The organism is Burkholderia sp. WP9, assembly GCF_900104795.1.
In the GTDB taxonomy this organism is placed as follows: domain Bacteria; phylum Pseudomonadota; class Gammaproteobacteria; order Burkholderiales; family Burkholderiaceae; genus Paraburkholderia.
Genome location: NZ_FNTG01000001.1, coordinates 4,387,528 through 4,404,129, shown reverse-complemented (window position 1 = coordinate 4,404,129; position 16,602 = coordinate 4,387,528). Strand labels below are relative to the sequence as shown.

The 16,602-nt window shown below is 63.1% G+C and carries 16 protein-coding genes and 1 tRNA gene; 11 read left to right on the top strand and 6 right to left on the bottom strand.

Annotated elements, in window-relative coordinates:
* Positions 1-106: 106 nt before the first annotated feature.
* Both recX and recA read right to left on the bottom strand, forming a co-directional pair.
* Positions 107-814 (bottom strand): recombination regulator RecX, encoded by a 708-nt coding sequence (gene recX / locus BLW71_RS19655; RefSeq protein ID WP_091799335.1) that lies wholly within the window; start codon positions 812-814, stop codon positions 107-109.
* 7 nt (positions 815-821) lie between these two features.
* Positions 822-1,898, bottom strand: a complete 1,077-nt coding sequence (recA, locus tag BLW71_RS19650; protein ID WP_042321135.1) for a recombinase RecA — start codon at positions 1,896-1,898, stop codon at positions 822-824.
* A gap of 232 nt (positions 1,899-2,130) precedes the next feature.
* On the opposite strand from recA, the gene BLW71_RS19645 reads away from it, so the two are divergent.
* The 5 genes from BLW71_RS19645 (at position 2,131) to BLW71_RS19625 (ending at position 6,948) form a co-directional block, all read left to right on the top strand.
* Positions 2,131-2,907, top strand: a complete 777-nt coding sequence (locus BLW71_RS19645) for a response regulator transcription factor (protein WP_091799332.1) — start codon at positions 2,131-2,133, stop codon at positions 2,905-2,907.
* Positions 2,908-2,916: 9 nt separating this feature from the next.
* The gene (locus tag BLW71_RS19640) at positions 2,917-4,464 is read left to right on the top strand and encodes a sensor histidine kinase (protein ID WP_091799329.1); all 1,548 of its coding nucleotides are present in this window, start codon (positions 2,917-2,919) and stop codon (positions 4,462-4,464) included.
* 217 nt (positions 4,465-4,681) lie between these two features.
* Positions 4,682-6,340 carry an MFS transporter gene (locus BLW71_RS19635; RefSeq protein WP_091799325.1) on the top strand — a complete coding sequence of 553 codons (1,659 nt, stop codon included), beginning with the start codon at positions 4,682-4,684 and terminating at the stop codon, positions 6,338-6,340.
* Positions 6,341-6,426: 86 nt separating this feature from the next.
* Positions 6,427-6,503: transfer RNA gene (locus BLW71_RS19630), tRNA-Met, on the top strand.
* Between the two features lie 94 nt (positions 6,504-6,597).
* The gene (locus BLW71_RS19625; RefSeq protein ID WP_091799322.1) at positions 6,598-6,948 is read left to right on the top strand and encodes a hypothetical protein; all 351 of its coding nucleotides are present in this window, start codon (positions 6,598-6,600) and stop codon (positions 6,946-6,948) included.
* 224 nt (positions 6,949-7,172) lie between these two features.
* Here the strand turns inward: BLW71_RS19625 and BLW71_RS19620 are convergent, their stop codons facing one another.
* On the bottom strand, positions 7,173-7,616 hold the full coding sequence (locus BLW71_RS19620; protein WP_091799318.1) for a MarR family winged helix-turn-helix transcriptional regulator: 444 nt from the start codon (positions 7,614-7,616) through the stop codon (positions 7,173-7,175).
* A 137-nt stretch (positions 7,617-7,753) separates the two neighbouring features.
* Between BLW71_RS19620 and BLW71_RS19615 the strand changes: the two genes are divergently transcribed.
* Positions 7,754-9,292, top strand: a complete 1,539-nt coding sequence (locus tag BLW71_RS19615) for a DHA2 family efflux MFS transporter permease subunit (RefSeq protein WP_091801029.1) — start codon at positions 7,754-7,756, stop codon at positions 9,290-9,292.
* A 122-nt stretch (positions 9,293-9,414) separates the two neighbouring features.
* Here the strand turns inward: BLW71_RS19615 and BLW71_RS19610 are convergent, their stop codons facing one another.
* Complete coding sequence (locus BLW71_RS19610) at positions 9,415-10,092, bottom strand: FadR/GntR family transcriptional regulator (protein WP_353615891.1); 678 nt, start codon at positions 10,090-10,092, stop codon at positions 9,415-9,417.
* Between the two features lie 355 nt (positions 10,093-10,447).
* Here BLW71_RS19610 and dgoD point away from each other — a divergent pair, with 355 nt between their 5' ends.
* From dgoD to BLW71_RS19595, 3 genes are all read left to right on the top strand, one after another.
* A complete protein-coding gene (gene dgoD / locus BLW71_RS19605; protein ID WP_091799312.1) occupies positions 10,448-11,596 on the top strand; it encodes a galactonate dehydratase in 1,149 nt (382 codons plus the stop codon).
* A gap of 359 nt (positions 11,597-11,955) precedes the next feature.
* Positions 11,956-12,258: a hypothetical protein gene (locus tag BLW71_RS19600; RefSeq protein WP_091799309.1), complete on the top strand. Its 303-nt coding sequence runs from the start codon at positions 11,956-11,958 to the stop codon at positions 12,256-12,258.
* A 70-nt stretch (positions 12,259-12,328) separates the two neighbouring features.
* Entirely contained in the window at positions 12,329-12,502 is a 174-nt protein-coding gene (locus BLW71_RS19595; RefSeq protein WP_286162025.1) for a YodC family protein, read from the top strand.
* A 264-nt stretch (positions 12,503-12,766) separates the two neighbouring features.
* Here BLW71_RS19595 and BLW71_RS19590 read toward each other — a convergent pair whose 3' ends face one another.
* Both BLW71_RS19590 and copC read right to left on the bottom strand, forming a co-directional pair.
* The gene (locus BLW71_RS19590) at positions 12,767-13,696 is read right to left on the bottom strand and encodes a CopD family protein (RefSeq protein ID WP_091799303.1); all 930 of its coding nucleotides are present in this window, start codon (positions 13,694-13,696) and stop codon (positions 12,767-12,769) included.
* Positions 13,693-14,070, bottom strand: a complete 378-nt coding sequence (gene copC, locus BLW71_RS19585; RefSeq protein ID WP_091801026.1) for a copper homeostasis periplasmic binding protein CopC — start codon at positions 14,068-14,070, stop codon at positions 13,693-13,695. Before copC ends, BLW71_RS19590 begins: the two co-directional genes overlap by 4 nt.
* 368 nt (positions 14,071-14,438) lie before the next feature.
* Here copC and BLW71_RS19580 point away from each other — a divergent pair, with 368 nt between their 5' ends.
* Positions 14,439-15,170 carry a c-type cytochrome gene (locus tag BLW71_RS19580; protein ID WP_012434267.1) on the top strand — a complete coding sequence of 244 codons (732 nt, stop codon included), beginning with the start codon at positions 14,439-14,441 and terminating at the stop codon, positions 15,168-15,170.
* Positions 15,171-15,191: 21 nt separating this feature from the next.
* Positions 15,192-16,490, top strand: a complete 1,299-nt coding sequence (locus tag BLW71_RS19575) for a c-type cytochrome (RefSeq protein WP_091799299.1) — start codon at positions 15,192-15,194, stop codon at positions 16,488-16,490.
* The last annotated feature ends 112 nt before the right edge of the window (positions 16,491-16,602 follow it).

Here is a 16,602-nt window from a genome sequence, read left to right as displayed (position 1 = left end):
CTGGGTATTTGAGACAGGTCGGAATGCGCGGTGGCGCGCCACAGGCGGCTGAGCGCGGAAGACACCGTCCCAACGGGCTTAGACGCGGGACACAGACCGATGCGGTTTAGTCGCCGGCCCACTCCTCGTCAATCCCCTTGAGGATTTTGCCGATGGTGGCACCCGAAAATCCGCGCGATGCCAGAAAGCGGGCCTGCTTGGCTCGCTCGGCGGGCGTTTCGGGAAGCCGGCCGAATTTCTTGCGCCAGACGGCTTGGGCACGCGCGAGCTCGGTTTCGCGCAATTGCGCACTCGCCTCTTCGACGAGGGTCTGGTCGACCGCATGCTGCTTCAGTTCGCCGACGATACGGCTCGCACCCAGCCGCGACGAGCGGCGATGGATCAAGCTTTCCGCGAAGCGCGAATCGGACAGCCAGTTTTCGGCTTCGAGCGAATCGAGCAAGGTTTCGAGCGAATCAGTTTCCTCGACGAACGGCTTCAGCTTGCGCGCGAGTTCGGTGCGGCTGTATTCGCGGCGGGACAAATAGCCGAGCGCGCGCCCTTTCAGCGACCGTGCCGGACGTTGGGATTTTTTGGCTTCGTCTTGCCCGGGTTTCGCCTCACCTGGAACGCGACGCGAGCGGGTGTAGGTGGCCTCGGAAGGATCCGAGCCGGATGGCGGGGAGGATTCAAACTGAGCGCGCTGTGGGCTACGGCCCGCAGCGCGATCGTGTGCGTCGAACGATTCGAATGGATCGAACGACTCGTTGTCTTCATCACGCGGGCCGTCCGCGTGGCGTCCGGTATCGGACAACGGCCGGCCCTTGCGTATCACGTGATGGTTACTCTTCTTCGTCTGCGACTTCTGCGCCTGCGCCGGTCACCGCTTCAGCCATGGCATTCACGCCCAGCGACTCACGGATACGGTTTTCGATCTCGCGAGCGATATCCGGATTTTCGCGCAGGAATTCACGCGCGTTGTCCTTGCCCTGACCAATACGTTCGCCGCTGTAGCTGTACCACGCGCCGGCCTTGTCGACGATCTTGGCCTGCACGCCCAGGTCGATGATTTCGCCCTGACGCGAGATGCCTTCGCCGTACAGAATGTCGAAAATTGCTTCCCTGAACGGTGGCGACACCTTGTTCTTGACAACCTTCACGCGCGTTTCGTTGCCGATCACTTCGTCGTTCTTCTTGATCGAACCGATACGGCGAATGTCCAGACGCACCGACGCGTAGAACTTCAGCGCGTTACCGCCCGTGGTGGTTTCCGGATTGCCGAACATCACGCCGATCTTCATGCGGATCTGGTTGATGAAGATGACGAGGCAGTTCGTGCGCTTGATCGTGCCGGTGAGCTTGCGCAGCGCCTGCGACATGAGACGCGCTTGCAGACCCGGCAGCGAGTCGCCCATTTCACCTTCGATTTCAGCCTTCGGCACGAGTGCCGCGACCGAGTCGATCACGATCATGTCGATCGAGCCCGAACGCACCAGTGCGTCCGCAATTTCGAGCGCCTGTTCACCTGTGTCCGGCTGCGACACCAGCAGGTCGTTCACGTTCACGCCGAGTTTGCCCGCGTACTGGATGTCCAGCGCGTGTTCCGCGTCGATAAACGCCGCCGTGCCGCCGATCTTTTGCATTTCGGCAATGACTTGCAGCGTCAGCGTGGTTTTACCGGACGATTCCGGGCCATAAATTTCGACCACACGGCCACGCGGCAAACCGCCGACGCCCAACGCGATGTCGAGGCCGAGCGATCCGGTTGAAACCACCTGGATGTCTTCGACTACCTCACCTGCGCCGAGCCGCATGACCGACCCTTTGCCGAACTGCTTTTCGATCTGCGCGAGTGCGGCAGCGAGTGCCTTGCTCTTTTCAGCAGTCAGTCCAGCCGAGCCTTTCTTGCTTTCTTCCATGAATCGTCCTTTGCTATGATGAACGGCGTCTGAGGCAGATGTGCGGGTCACTTTTGAAGGACAGCACACGAAACTCAGACACTGTATAAAAAAACAGTAGTTTTGGCAAGCGCGATTCTCATGCGAACACGCATTTTTACCGTCGCGCCACCCCACTACCCACAATAATTTTCGGAGACCGCTGTGCGCCGGGGGACATCCCGCGGTGCCGGCAAGGCCAGGCTGGCGCACCATGCGAATTCTGATTGCCGAAGACGACAGCATACTCGCGGACGGTCTGGTTCGATCACTCCGCCAATCGGCCTATGCCGTCGACCACGTGAAGACCGGCGTCGAGGCCGACACCGCGCTGTCCATGCAAACTTTCGACCTGCTGATTCTCGATCTGGGCCTGCCGCGCATGTCCGGGCTGGAGGTGTTGCGCCGGCTGCGTGCGCGCAATTCCAATATGCCGGTGCTGATTCTGACCGCCGCGGACAGCGTCGACGAACGCGTCAAGGGTCTCGACCTCGGCGCCGACGACTACATGGCCAAGCCCTTCGCGCTGAACGAACTCGAGGCACGCGTGCGCGCCTTGACGCGGCGTGGCGCGGGCGGCGGCCCGACGGTCGTGCGGCACGGATCGCTGTCGTTCGATCAGGTCGGCCGGATCGCCTACATCAACGATCAGGTGATCGACCTGTCCGCGCGCGAGCTGGGCTTGCTCGAAGTGCTGCTGCAACGGATCGGCCGGCTGGTCTCGAAGGAACAACTCGTCGATCACCTGTGCGAATGGGGCGAGGAAGTCAGCAACAACGCCATCGAGGTCTACGTACACCGCCTGCGCAAGAAAATCGAGCCGAGCGGCGTGCGTATCATCACCGTACGCGGGCTGGGCTACTGCCTCGAGAAAGCGGCTGCGCCGGCTAACGCGAGCACCAACGCCATGAGCACGTCCCCGCCCGCCGAGCCTGAACCGCCCGCCTCGCCGTCGTCCGGCTCGATGCCGGCGAGCCACCACTACAAATAGAAGACGCCCATGTCCGCACGCGCAGACCGCGCTACGGCGCACGCGGCGGACCTCGACGAGGCGCGCGACGAGCGCTACGCCAACCCGTTCGCCCCGCCCGACGAAACCGAAGCCGCCGCCGAAGCACGCCCGCGCTCGCTGTTCGGCGAGATTCTAGACTGGATGCTGGCGCCGCTTCTGCTGCTTTGGCCGATGAGCCTCGCCGTCACGTATCTGGTCGCCAAGTCGATCGCGAACGGCCCGTTCGACCGCGCGCTCGAAACCGACGCTTACGTGCTCGCCCGCCAGATCCATCCGGTCAACGGCGTGGCCGAGCTATCGCTGCCCGATTCCACTCGCGATTTTCTGCGCACCGACAATGTGGACAGCGTGTTCTACCAGGTGCTCGGCACGCGCGGCGAACTCGTGGGCGGCGAGCGCGATATGCCGTTGCCACACGAGGAAGACCGGCCGCAGCCGGGTCTCGTCGAATTCCGTGACGACGTGCTGCGCGGCAATGACATTCGCGTCGCCTATACCACGGTCGAGTTTCCGCAGACGCCGGGGGCGCAGCCCGTACTAGTGCAGGTCGCCGAGACGCTCGACAAACGCAGCCAGCTCGCCAACGACATCATCAAAGGCGTGATCCTGCCGCAGTTCGTGATTCTGCCGCTCGCGATCCTGCTCGTCTGGTTCGGCCTCTCGCGCGGCCTCGCGCCGCTGCACGCGCTGCAAGCCCATATCCGCGCGCGCCGCCCGGACGACCTTTCGCCGCTCGAAGCGCGCCGCGCGCCGCCCGAAATCGAGCCGCTCGTCACCTCCTTCAACGATCTGCTGACGCGCCTCGAGCAGAACATGGAGCTGCAAAAGCGCTTTATCGCCGACGCCGCGCATCAGATGAAAACGCCGCTTGCCGGCCTGCGCACCCAGGCCGAACTGGCACTGCGCCAGGACGCCTCCGCCGAAGTGCACCGCTCGCTCGAACAGATCGCCACCAGTTCGGAGCACGCCGCACGGCTCGTCACGCAGTTGCTGGCGCTGGCGCGCGCGGAGAATCGCATGTCGGGCCAGATTTTTACGCCGGTCGAAGTGACGGAAGTGGCGCGCAGCGCAGTGCGCGACTGGGTTCAGGCCGCGCTCGCAAAGGAGATGGATCTCGGCTACGAGGGGCCAGACGAGCCCGTCGAAGTCGACGGCAATCCGGTCATGCTGCGCGAAATGCTGTCGAATCTGATCGACAACGCCATCCGCTATACGCCGCCGGGCGGGCGCATCACCGTCAGGGTGCGGCATGATGCGCCGGCCCGCCTCGTCCATCTGGAAGTCGAGGATACGGGGCTCGGCATTCCGGTCGCCGAGCGTTCGCGGGTGATCGAGCGCTTCTACCGGATTCTCGGCCGAGAAGGCGACGGTAGCGGCCTCGGGCTTGCGATCGTGCGCGAGATAGCGACCATGCATGGCGGCGAGCTGACGATCGACGACAACGTGTATCAAACCTCGCCGCGGCTTGCCGGGACGCTCGTACGTGTCAGCTTGCACATCCACGAGCGGGACGGGACTTACCCTAACGCCTCTTGAAAGCGCACACGCGCTATCCCAATATTAAGAAACGTTGACTGTGCATTGCGCGATTTTGAATATTAATTGACGCGCGTTGAATGAAATCGCACTGCACGCCGCAAGCTGCGATTTCACCTCGCCACGTCAGTACGCCGTAAGTTTCCACTCCAATAATCGGTTTCACGGGAACGCCGTTACCGGCGGACCGCGTGCATATCAATATTGGAGACGACATATGGCTACCGTTGGCGGGCAAATCTCGCACGTGCCGATGACGAGCGAAGAGAAACGGGTGATCTTCGCATCGTCGCTGGGCACGGTTTTCGAGTGGTACGACTTCTATCTGGCCGGCTCGCTCGCGGCCTTCATCAGCAAGAGCTTCTTCTCCGGCGTCAATCCGACAGCCGCCTTCATCTTCACGCTGCTCAGCTTCGCGGCCGGCTTCGCGGTCCGGCCGTTCGGCGCGATCGTGTTCGGGCGGCTCGGCGATCTGGTTGGGCGCAAGTACACGTTCCTCGTGACGATCGTGATCATGGGCCTGTCGACGTTCCTCGTCGGCTTTCTGCCGGGCTACGCATCGATCGGTATCGCCGCGCCGGTGATCTTCGTCGCCATGCGGATGCTGCAAGGTCTGGCGCTCGGCGGCGAGTACGGCGGTGCCGCCACCTACGTGGCCGAACACGCGCCGGCGGGTCGCCGCGGCTTCTACACGGCCTGGATCCAGACAACCGCTACCCTCGGCCTGTTCCTGTCGCTGCTGGTGATTCTCGGCGTGCGCACGGCAATGGGCGAAGAAGCGTTCGGCGACTGGGGCTGGCGCATTCCGTTTGTCGCGTCGATCCTCCTGCTGGGCGTGTCGGTGTGGATTCGTCTGCAACTGCATGAATCGCCGGTATTCGAGCGCATCAAGGCAGAAGGCAAGACCTCCAAGGCGCCGCTGACCGAAGCTTTCGGCCAGTGGAAAAACCTGAAGATCGTGATTCTCGCGCTGATCGGCCTGACCGCCGGCCAGGCGGTGGTCTGGTACACGGGCCAGTTCTACACGCTGTTCTTCCTGACGCAGACGCTGAAGGTGGACGGCAGCAGCGCCAACATCATGATCGCGATCGCGCTTCTGATCGGCACGCCGTTCTTCCTGTTCTTCGGCTCGCTGTCGGATCGTATCGGCCGCAAGCCGATCATCATGGCCGGCCTGCTGATCGCCGCATGCACGTACTTCCCGCTGTTCAAGGCGCTGACGCACTACACCAACCCGGCACTGGAAACTGCAACCGCGAAGGCGCCGATCGTCGTGATCGCGAATCCGGACGAGTGCTCGTTCCAGTTCAACCCGGTCGGCACCTCGAAGTTCACGAGTTCCTGCGACATCGCCAAGAGCGCGCTCTCGAAGGCCGGCCTGAACTACGAGAACGTCGCCGCGCCGGCTGGCACGCTGGCGGAGATCAAGGTCGGCGATACGGTGATCAACACGTATGACGGCAAGGCCGCCGACGCCAAGGATCAAGGCAAGGCGTTCGACAAGACGCTCGCGACGACGCTGAAGACCGCGGGTTATCCGCCGAAGGCCGATCCCTCGCAGATCAACTGGCCGATGAGCGTGGTGATCCTGACGATCATGATGATCTACGTGACGATGGTCTACGGCCCGATCGCGGCGATGCTGGTGGAAATGTTCCCCACGCGCATTCGCTATACGTCGATGTCGCTGCCGTATCACATCGGCAATGGCTGGTTCGGCGGCTTCCTGCCGGCGACCGCGTTCGCGATCGTGGCGGCGAAGGGCAATATCTTTTCGGGGCTGTGGTATCCGATCGTGATTGCGCTCATTACCTTCGTGATCGGCATGCTGTTCGTCAAGGAAACCAAGGACTCGGACATCTACGCGAAGGACTGAAACGCCTGATAGCCGCGGCAACTTGAAAAAGTTGTGCGCCGGGGGTTGACAGCCTCCGGCGGCGTCCGCATAATCTCGCTTCTTTCGGCGAATTAGCTCAGTTGGTTAGAGCGACGGAATCATAATCCGCAGGTCCGGGGTTCGAGTCCCTGATTCGCCACCAGTTGCAAGAAAAAGCCGCTGATCCGCAAGGTTCAGCGGCTTTTTTGTTTTGGCTTTCCAAACTGCAACTACAGCAACTTCAAGGAGGTTTCTTGATGACGTTTCGCACCGCCACACTTGCCGTGGCCACCGCTTCCATCGTGCTTCTCGGCGGCGCTGCCGCGTCGGCCGTTCAGGCCCAGACCCCGTCCGACAGCCAATGGCGCACGAGCGCGACCACGCTATCCACGCTGCTGCAGAACGGCTACAAAATCGTCGCTGTCGTGAACGGCGCTCAAGGCAGCGCCGGCCTGGCCGACACGATTTTCGTCCAGCGCGATCAGAGCGCCTTCAAATGCTTCGACCCGCAGCAGCCTGACGCGAAAACGAAAACGTCTGTCGCGCCGCCTGCCTGCTTCGAACTGGTTCCGCCGTCTGGAGCGACGGGGACTCCCGAGTCGAAGTAGCCGTCGCGCGGGGCAACCGCATGCCTCGCACGGCCGTCGTGCGGGAAAACGCAATGACCTGACTCATGTGGCGCCCCTGATCGCGGGGCGATCGCGACGCGGGCGCCACCGCCCGACCAGGGCAGCGCTCCGTTGCGCCATGTCGTGCATCCGCGCGACGATCGGGTCGAACTGCTCGGTGCCGCGCGTCGCGGATCCCTCGATCGAGCCGCGATATCAATGCATCACCGGTCCACCAACCGGCTCAGATTGCCCCGCACCCGCTGCAACAGGGCGATCAACTGCTTCGCTTCTTCGTCGGTGAAACCGCTCAGCGCTTCGAGCGCGACTTCGTCGCCGACCTTGCGCGCCCGGCCGAGGGTGCGCTCGGCCTTCGGCGTCATGCGCACCTGGCGTTCGCGGCGGTCCTGCGGGTTGGCGATCCGCTCGATCCAGCCACCCTCTTCCATGCGGTCGAGCAGACGGCCCGCCGATATCGGTGCGACCTCGAGCAGGTCAGCAAGCCGAGCCTGATTGGTGTCGCCGTAATGCGCGAGATAGGCGAGTACGCGACATTGCGCGCGCGTCAGGTCGACTGAGGACTTTGCAAGGTCGTCGAAACGCTTGCCGGTCAGACGGCCGACGTCGGAAATCAGAAAGCCGAAGCGCTCATCGAGTTGGGTTTTCATGGGCGGATTATACGAAAGGCCGCCGTTTTTCAGCGCTGAAGCCCGCGCAATTCAGGCTCCGCATAATTCCCGATGGCGCGCACTTGCGCAACCGATATACTAAGCATGCTTACTATATCGACGATCCTCGCTCATTCATGTCTTCCGACACTCCGGCGGCAAACACCGCCGCGCCGCTCAACCGATCGATGATCACCATTTCGATCATGCTGGCGACGCTGATCCAGACGCTCGACAGCACGATCGCCAACGTGGCGCTGCCGCACATGCAGGGCACGCTGTCCGCGTCGCAGGATGAGATCACGTGGGTGCTGACTTCGTACATCGTCGCGGCCGCGATTGCCACGCCGCTCACGGGCTGGCTCTCGGACCGGTTGAGCGTCAAGCGGTTGCTGATCGTCGCGATCGGCGGCTTCACGGTGTCGTCGGCACTGTGCGGATTGTCGGAGACGCTCACGCAGATCGTGGCGTCGCGCTTGTTGCAAGGCGTTTTCGGCGCGTCGCTGGTGCCGTTGTCGCAGTCCATCCTGCTCGATATCAACCCGCGCGAAAAGCAGGGCCAAGCCATGGCTGTGTGGGGCATGGGCGTGATGGTCGGACCGATTCTCGGGCCGACGCTCGGCGGCTGGCTCACCGACAGCTACAACTGGCGCTGGGTGTTTTTCATCAACGTGCCGATCGGCGCGTTCGCATTGTTCGGCGTGGCGACCTTCCTGCCTTCGCGCGAGCCGAAGCACGACGTGAAGTTCGATGCGTTCGGCTTCGCCACGCTCGGTCTGGCCATCGGCGCATTGCAAGCCATGCTCGATCGGGGCGAGCAACTCGATTGGTTCGGGTCGAACGAAATCGTCATCGAAGCGCTGCTCGCCGCGATCAGCTTCGCGTTCTTTCTCGTGCATACGGCAACGGTCGGCAAGAAGTCGTTCTTCAAATACGAGCTGCTGAGGGATCCGAACTTCGCCACCGGCACGTTCTTTATCTTCGTGATCGGCGCGGTGATGTATGCAACGCGCGCCTTGCTGCCGCCCATGTTGCAAAACCTGATGAACTATCCGGTCGCGACCACCGGGCTCGTCACGGCGCCGAGCGGCGCGGGCACGATGGTCGCCATGCTGTTCGCCGGGCGGCTGCTGAAGCGGATCGACGCGCGGATCTTGCTGCTCGCCGGCTTCCTGATCTCGGCGTTCGCGCTGTGGCAGATGATGCATTACACGATCGTGCTGTCGGCGTCGGATATCGTCTGGCCTGGCGTAATTCAAGGTTTCGGCCTCGGCCTCGTGTTCGTGCCGCTGAGCGCGCTGACCTTCTCGACGCTCACGCCCGAACTGCGCGCGGACGGCACCGCAACGTACAGCCTGATGCGCAATATTGGCAGCAGCATCGGCATTTCGATCGTGCAGACGCTGATGACCCGCAACACGCAGGTCTCGCACGCGGACCTTGCGGCCAATATCTCGGCGTTCAATCCAGCGGTCCAGCCCATGCTCAATAGCGGCTCGAACTACGACATGGCCGCGCTGAACGTCTCGATCACCCAGCAAGCGTCGATGATCGCGTATCTGAACGACTTCAAGCTGATGTTCATGGCGACGCTGCTGGTCATTCCGCTCCTGCTGCTGATTCGCCCGTCGCACAGGGCGCCGGATGCGTCGGTGGCGCACGCCGCGATGGATTGAGGCGCGGCGGCTGGCATGTCGCCCCGAGTCCGGCGGGCTCCGAACCGGCAACCGAGAAACGTTCTGGCGCGGCCGCTGAACCATCACCGCCGCGTGACCCTACGTGCAGCGCCGCGGGCCGCCTAGGCCTCGATCCGCGCGCGTGTCACACCTAACAGTCCCGCCATCGCCGTACGCGCTGCGGCGGCATCGCGATCACGAATCGCTTCGAATACCGCCGTATGCTCGGCCAGCGATGCATTGAACACGTCCGCGCGTTTTGCATTCAGACGCAGTTGCGCTTCGAGCGTGCGCTCGATCAGCGTACCGAGCGGAATCAGCAACTCATTGCTGCACGCAATCAGCACGCTCAAATGAAACTGCAGATCGGCGCGCACCCATTCGTCGACATTGCGCGCGGACACCATAGCCGCATGAGCCGCCGCGAGTGCGTGGAAGGTGACGTCCGTGTGCGAGTCCGCCGCGAGACCCGCGGCATACGGCTCGATCATCTCGCGCATTTCCTGCAACTTGAGTGCGAACGCCATCGGCTCGGCGACCCGCGAGTACCAGTCGAGCACGTCGGCATCGAGCAGGTTCCACGCATGTTTCGGACGCACGCGCGTGCCCACGCGCGGACGTGATTCGATCAAGCCCTTCGAAGTGAGCGTACGCAACGCCTCGCGCAACACCGTGCGACTCACGCCGAAGGTCTCCATCAACTCCGCTTCGCGCGGCAGGATCGAATCGGGCGCGTAATCGCCGCGCAGAATCGCGGTGGCCAGCAGATGGGCCACACGCCCATGCAGATCATGCTGAATAGCTTTCTCCCAGCGGCCTTGCGGCGCTATCGATATTGAAACTAAGCCCGGAAAAGAGCGCGATTATCGGGTATCTCCACCTTGAAATCACCGGCTTCGGCTACGTCGTGTCGAGGCGGGGTCTCTCCACTATCTGGCGAATAGTACTATTAATAGTACTTAGATGCGCTTTTGTTGTAGCATGTGAATCCTCAAATATTCCGCATGGGACGAGGGAGCGCTAAACCGCTCACCAGACCGATGCCTCGCATGGGGCCGGAGTAAACGCTAAAGCGCTAACTCCGGCCGTGCTTTGCATGGGGCCGGAGTAAGCGCTAAAGCGCTAACTCCGGCCGACACACAGGAGACGTACACCATGAAAATCACCAAGCTCGAAACCTTCATCGTTCCACCGCGCTGGTGCTTCCTGAAAATCGAAACCGACGAAGGCATCGTCGGCTGGGGCGAGCCGGTGGTGGAAGGCCGCGCGCATACAGTGGCGGCGGCCGTGGAAGAACTGTCCGACTATCTGATCGGCAAGGACCCACTGCTGATCGAAGACCACTGGCAGGTGATGTACCGCGCAGGCTTCTACCGTGGCGGCCCGATCACGATGAGCGCGATCGCCGGCGTCGACCAGGCGCTGTGGGACATCAAGGGCAAGCATCACGGCGTGCCGATTCACGCGCTGCTCGGCGGCCAGGTGCGCGACAGGATCAAGGTGTATTCGTGGATCGGCGGCGACCGTCCGAGCGACGTGGCCAATAACGCGCGCGCCGTGGTCGAACGCGGCTTCAAGGCCGTGAAGATGAACGGCTCCGAAGAGTTGCAGATCATCGACACCTTCGACAAGGTGCAAGGCGTTATCAACAACGTGGCGGCGGTGCGCGAGGCGGTCGGACCGAACATCGGCATCGGCGTGGACTTCCACGGCCGCGTGCACAAGCCCATGGCGAAGGTGCTGGCGAAAGAACTCGACCCGTACAAGCTGCTCTTCATCGAAGAGCCGGTGCTGTCGGAAAACGCCGAGGCGCTGCGCGACATCGTCAACCAGACCAACACGCCGATCGCGCTGGGCGAGCGCCTGTATTCGCGCTGGGACTTCAAGCACATTCTGTCGGGCGGTTACGTCGACATCATTCAGCCGGACGCGTCGCACGCGGGCGGCATTACCGAGTGCCGCAAGATCGCATCGATGGCCGAAGCCTACGACGTCGCGCTCGCGCTGCATTGCCCGCTCGGCCCGATCGCGCTGGCAACCTGCCTGCAGATCGATGCGGTGAGCTACAACGCGTTCATCCAGGAGCAGAGCCTCGGCATTCACTACAACCAGGGCAACGACCTGCTGGACTACATCAAGAATCCGGAAGTCTTCAAATACGAAGACGGCTTCGTGTCGATTCCGCAAGGTCCGGGCCTCGGTATCGAGGTCAACGAAGAGAAAGTGCGGGAGATGGCGAAGGTCGGCCATCGCTGGCGCAATCCGGTGTGGCGCCACGAGGACGGCAGCGTCGCCGAATGGTAATCGTGACGGCACGCCGCCCTTTTTTGGGCGGCGTTTTTTATTTCGCGGACGCGCTTTGGCATTCGCACTTTGTTATTCGCGCTTCGGCCTTTGTGCTTTTGTATTTGCGTTCCGACCTTTGCGCCTCCATAAGGCACGGCTGACGCGTTACGTCGACGTGACGCGCGCAGCGTCGCAGTAACGTAACATCCCGGACCGAACGGACTGAAACAGGCGTTTTGCGACCCTTTCCCACCTTGGCGCTATCCTCGCAAAGCCTTACCCAGAAAGGCTTTCACGCGATCTGTTCGGCATCGGACATACGCATGGCCCACTCCTTGCTCAAATGCATTCAAACGACAAATGCATCGGGGTACATCATGGGCGAATTCCTTCCGGACTATCTGCTGCGCGAACAGGCCGCCGTCGGCGCGCTGGTGATGTTCGGCGTGCTGCGCATCATCGGCGCGGCGCTGGCATACGAACGCGGCTGGCGCATCTCGGTCGTCGAGAAATGCTTTATCGGCGCCGCGGCGGTCTACTGTCTGCCGCAACTATTCGATCTCATGACGCATACATACGGTATGCGCGCCGCGGGAGCCGAACTCGAAGGCAAAGCCGCGGGCTGTGCCATCGCACTCTTTTGCGCGCCGATCCTCGGACATCGGCTCGGCCTCGAATAATCGGAGGCTGATCATGCGGCTGGCCAAGCGGCTCAGGAGGCGGGCGAGACCCGCATATCGAGCGGGCGACGTGCTGAAGCTCAAATCGGGCGGCCGTCCGATGACCGTGACCTGGAGCGGGCCCGTACTGTTCGCGTCGGGCAACTGGCTGATCTGCCAGTGGTTCAACGCGGCTGGCGACTTGCAGCAGGAGATGTTTCCGGAGGAGACCCTGGAACGGGCGAGCCACGCGCTTGCCGCCTGAAGAGCAGTAGCGGATTGCCGGCCACCGCCGGGCGACCGTGTGTATTGCGCCGCACGCTTTTAACGTGCGGCGCTTTTTTTGACGTTCAGGGCGCCTGCGGGCCGTCGCAGACTTGAGTCACCGCGGACACGCACGGCGCTCAGATGGCGGCAGCCGCGTCGCTCGTTTTGCGGCCGGTTTTGCGGCCCATCTTGCGGCCAATTTTTGCGACCCGTTTTGCGGCTCTTTTACGACTCGTCTTGCGGCTCATCCCGCGCCGAGGGGTCAACCGAGCGCGGCAAACGCCGGCACGCTATGCGACAACGCGGCCGCCGCGACGAACGCGCCGATCATTGCCAACGCTTCCAGATACAGGACGTTGACGAAGGTATGGGCGTCCATTGTCGAGGCCGTCCGGCGCAGACGCGGCAGCGCCGAAAAGCGGTTGAGTCCGCCGAGCACCAGCGCGAGCGCGATAAGCGCGAGCTTGAGCATCAGCACATGACCCCACGTGCTGAGTTCGATCGCCTCGAACGAGCCGCCCGAACCGCGCACCGCGTTGAAGATGCCGGAGAGCAGCACCAGCGCGACCGCCACCACCGATACATTCGACACCTGCGTCGCCGTGCGGATCAACATGCCGCGCGCGGTCGAGGTGCCGAGCGCCGGCAGAACCGCGAGCCCCGCCGCCATGGCCAGCCCGCCCCACACGGTGGTGACGAGCACGTGCAGCGTTTGCATGGCGACAGCGGCCGAGGCCGGCCCGGCATCGGCCGCATGCCCGAGCGACGCCTTGCCCGCGGCCACCGCGATCACGGCCAGCCACAGCAGCGCGTTGCGCAGCATACCGGTATGACTGGTCATGGCCGTGCCGAGCAGCACCAGCGCGCCGGCAAACGCAAGGCTCCAGCCATAGCCGACGTGGGTTTGCGTGAGCACGGTCGGCACCACGCCGAGCGCGGCCGGCAAGCCGACGCCGCTCATCGACGCCGCCTGATACAGGAGCCAGCCGAGATCCGCAAGCACCAGCACGACCGTGGCGGTCAGCATCGAGCGTTGCGCGCGCAACCAGGCGAGGCGCGCGGGCGAGACCTTCTGCTGGGCGTCCTTCGCGAGCCACGCGCCGAGCAACGCCGAACCGACGGCAAACGCGAACGCAATGTTCATGAGCGCGGCCATGGCGACCTGCCCGATCCAGAGTGCGTCGATGCTCATTTGACGATGAACGTAAAGTTGCCCTGGGTACGGTGGCCGTCTGTCGCTACCGCCGTCCAATGCACCGCATAGCGGCCGGCGCTCAACTGCGGCAGCGGCAGACGCATGACCTTGGCGTCGCCCCCGTCGACTTGCGACGAAACCTGCGCGGCCGTGTTACCGCTCGCGTCGGCAAGGGCGATCTTGCTGAAAGCCGGCTCGAGCGGCTCGGTGAAACGGATCGTCACTTCCGTGGGCGCAACGACTTCGGCGTTTGCCGCCGGTACGCTCGATGCCAGGTGCGCATGGGCGAATGCGGTGGACGCCGCAACCAGCGCCGCGACGCCGAGCATCGACGCTCGTAGCGCCGGACGGGAAAAATGGAGTAGCTTCATGTATGGCCGATAGCGGATGATCAGGAGAACGGTGGGCGTCAACCCGGGCGCATCCAGGCCGGATAGGGCCGGCGCGCCCGGAAGTGTACGCTTCGATGGTTCGCGCGGGCGTCGGTTCAACCTGCTTTGTTGATAGATCGCCCGCGTTAGCCGCTTGTGCCTTTGATTGCTCAGGCAAAATTGAGATGATCGACAGGTAGTCCGAAGCAGCCCTGCGCGTCAAACTGTCGCATGGTGGTGACAGCCGGAACCTCCTCTAATGTCTCAAATAGTCACCATCACCCTTCGATGATAGAATGCTGCGTCGCCGCAGCGCCGGCTGCCCTTCACACCGAGCCGCTCGAAGTTCGGTCAGGTCCCCGATTTTGATGGAGTTACGCGTGTCTTCAAGACGCATTTTCCGCCCGCTGCTCGCCCTTCTGCTGATCGGCTCCGCGGGTGTCTATAGCGCTGCGAAAGCGCAGACTCAACCGAAGGCCCCCGACACGATGGAAGCGCGCGTGCAAGGTTGCACGGCCTGCCACGGCACTCACGGCCAAGGTACCGACAACGACTACTTCCCACGCCTCGCGGGCAAGCCGGCCGACTATCTGTACAACCAGTTGCAGAACTTCCGCGAAGGGCGCCGCAAGTACCCGCCCATGAACTACCTCGTCACGTATCTCTCGGACGACTACCTTCATCAGATCGCCACGTACTTCTCGCAGCAGCGTCCGCCGTATCCGCCGCCGGCCAAGCCGACGGTGTCGTCGAGCACGCTCGCGCGCGGCCAGCAGATCGTGCTGAACGGCGACGCCTCGAAGCAGATTCCGGCTTGCGCGGCCTGCCACGGCAAGACGTTGACCGGTATGCAACCCGCTATTCCGGGTCTGGTTGGCCTGCACTCCGACTACATCAGCGCGCAGCTGGGCGCATGGCGCTCGGGCTCGCGTCACGCCATTGCGCCTGATTGCATGCACACCATCGCCACGCGCCTGACTGACGAAGACGTGAACGCCGTTGCCGCATGGCTTTCCACGCAACAGGCTCCACAAAACCCCGTGCCGGCTCCGGCCCGCTCGATGAAGACTCCGCTTGCCTGCGGCAGCGAACCGCAATAAGGCACCGGGAGAGACACTCAAATGAAACGCAAGTCTTTGTTCGCCCTCTCGGCAGTCGTCGTCGTTGCGGCTGCCGCACTCGTTCCCGTCCTGTGGTCGGGCGGCGACAACCTGCATAACGGCACGGCCATGGCGGCAACGCCCGCCGACCAGGCCGCGCTGATCAAGAAGGGCGAGTACCTCGCCCGCGCCGGCGACTGTATCGCCTGCCACACGGTGCGCGGCGGCAAGCAATTCGCCGGCGGCCTGCCCATGGCTACGCCGTTCGGCACGATGTTCACGCCGAACATCACGCCTGACGACCAGTACGGTATCGGCAAGTGGACGCAGGACGACTTCTACCGCGCCATGCACACCGGCCGTTCGAAAGACGGCAGCCTGCTGTATCCGGGCTTCCCGTTCACGAGCTACACGAAGGTCACGCGCGCCGACTCGGACGCGATCTACGCGTACCTGCGTTCGGTCACGCCGGTCAACGTGGCGAGCCGTCCGCACGAACTGAAATTCCCGTTCAACCAGCGCAACATGCTGATCGGCTGGCGTACGCTGTTCTTCCGTGAAGGCGAGTACAAGCCGGATCCGACCAAGTCGGTCGAATGGAACCGTGGCGCCTACCTGATCGAAGGCCTCGGCCATTGCGGCATGTGCCATACGTCGATCAACGCCATGGGCGGCCCGGTCAATTCGGCGGCATTCGCCGGCGGCCTGATCCCGCTGCAGAACTGGTATGCGCCGTCGCTCACGTCGAACAAGGAAGCCGGCCTCGGTGACTGGGAAACCAAAGACATCGCCGATCTGCTGAAGACCGGCGTGTCGAACCGCGGTGCGGTGTTCGGCCCGATGGCTGAAGTAGTTCACAACAGCCTGCAGTACATGTCGGACGAGGACATCAACGCGATGGCCACGTACCTGAAGACGATTCCGCAAAAGAGCGAAGCACCGGAACCGCTGCAGCTCGAAACGTCCGAGAAGTTCGGCGGCGAACTGTTGAAGCAAGGCCAGAAGATCTACGCTGACAACTGCGCGAAGTGCCACGCGGAAAATGGCCTCGGCATGCCGCCGGCCTTCCCGCCGCTCGCGAACAACCAGTCGATCCAGATGCCTTCGGCGGTCAACCCGATCCGCATGGTGCTGAACGGCGGTTACCCGCCGAGCACGGACGCCAACCCGCATCCGTACGGCATGCCGCCGTTCGCGCAAGCGTTGTCGAATCAGGAAGTGGCAGCCGTTGTGACGTACATCCGTATGTCGTGGGGCAACCACGGTACGGCCGTGTCGCCGCAGCAAGTGTCCGATCTGCGCTCGGCGCCGCTCGACTAAGCAGCGTTCGTCGCACCCGGGGCGCGGCCAGCGAAATTCGCGGCCGCGCCCTTCGTTTTTTCAGGACCGGTATCATGTGGACGTTCTGGTCCTTATGAACCGCGCAGGAGGA

Excerpts from the sequence above, each read along its gene's own strand:
- recA (WP_042321135.1), bottom strand. The coding sequence starts at position 1,898 with ATGGAAGAAAGCAAGAAAGGCTCGGCTGGACTGACTGCTGAAAAGAGC.
- BLW71_RS19645 (WP_091799332.1), top strand. The coding sequence starts at position 2,131 with ATGCGAATTCTGATTGCCGAAGACGACAGCATACTCGCGGACGGTCTG.
- BLW71_RS19640 (WP_091799329.1), top strand. The coding sequence starts at position 2,917 with ATGTCCGCACGCGCAGACCGCGCTACGGCGCACGCGGCGGACCTCGAC.
- BLW71_RS19635 (WP_091799325.1), top strand. The coding sequence starts at position 4,682 with ATGGCTACCGTTGGCGGGCAAATCTCGCACGTGCCGATGACGAGCGAA.
- BLW71_RS19625 (WP_091799322.1), top strand. The coding sequence starts at position 6,598 with ATGACGTTTCGCACCGCCACACTTGCCGTGGCCACCGCTTCCATCGTG.
- BLW71_RS19620 (WP_091799318.1), bottom strand. The coding sequence starts at position 7,616 with ATGAAAACCCAACTCGATGAGCGCTTCGGCTTTCTGATTTCCGACGTC.
- BLW71_RS19615 (WP_091801029.1), top strand. The coding sequence starts at position 7,754 with ATGTCTTCCGACACTCCGGCGGCAAACACCGCCGCGCCGCTCAACCGA.
- dgoD (WP_091799312.1), top strand. The coding sequence starts at position 10,448 with ATGAAAATCACCAAGCTCGAAACCTTCATCGTTCCACCGCGCTGGTGC.
- BLW71_RS19600 (WP_091799309.1), top strand. The coding sequence starts at position 11,956 with ATGGGCGAATTCCTTCCGGACTATCTGCTGCGCGAACAGGCCGCCGTC.
- BLW71_RS19590 (WP_091799303.1), bottom strand. The coding sequence starts at position 13,696 with ATGAGCATCGACGCACTCTGGATCGGGCAGGTCGCCATGGCCGCGCTC.
- copC (WP_091801026.1), bottom strand. The coding sequence starts at position 14,070 with ATGAAGCTACTCCATTTTTCCCGTCCGGCGCTACGAGCGTCGATGCTC.
- BLW71_RS19580 (WP_012434267.1), top strand. The coding sequence starts at position 14,439 with ATGGAGTTACGCGTGTCTTCAAGACGCATTTTCCGCCCGCTGCTCGCC.
- BLW71_RS19575 (WP_091799299.1), top strand. The coding sequence starts at position 15,192 with ATGAAACGCAAGTCTTTGTTCGCCCTCTCGGCAGTCGTCGTCGTTGCG.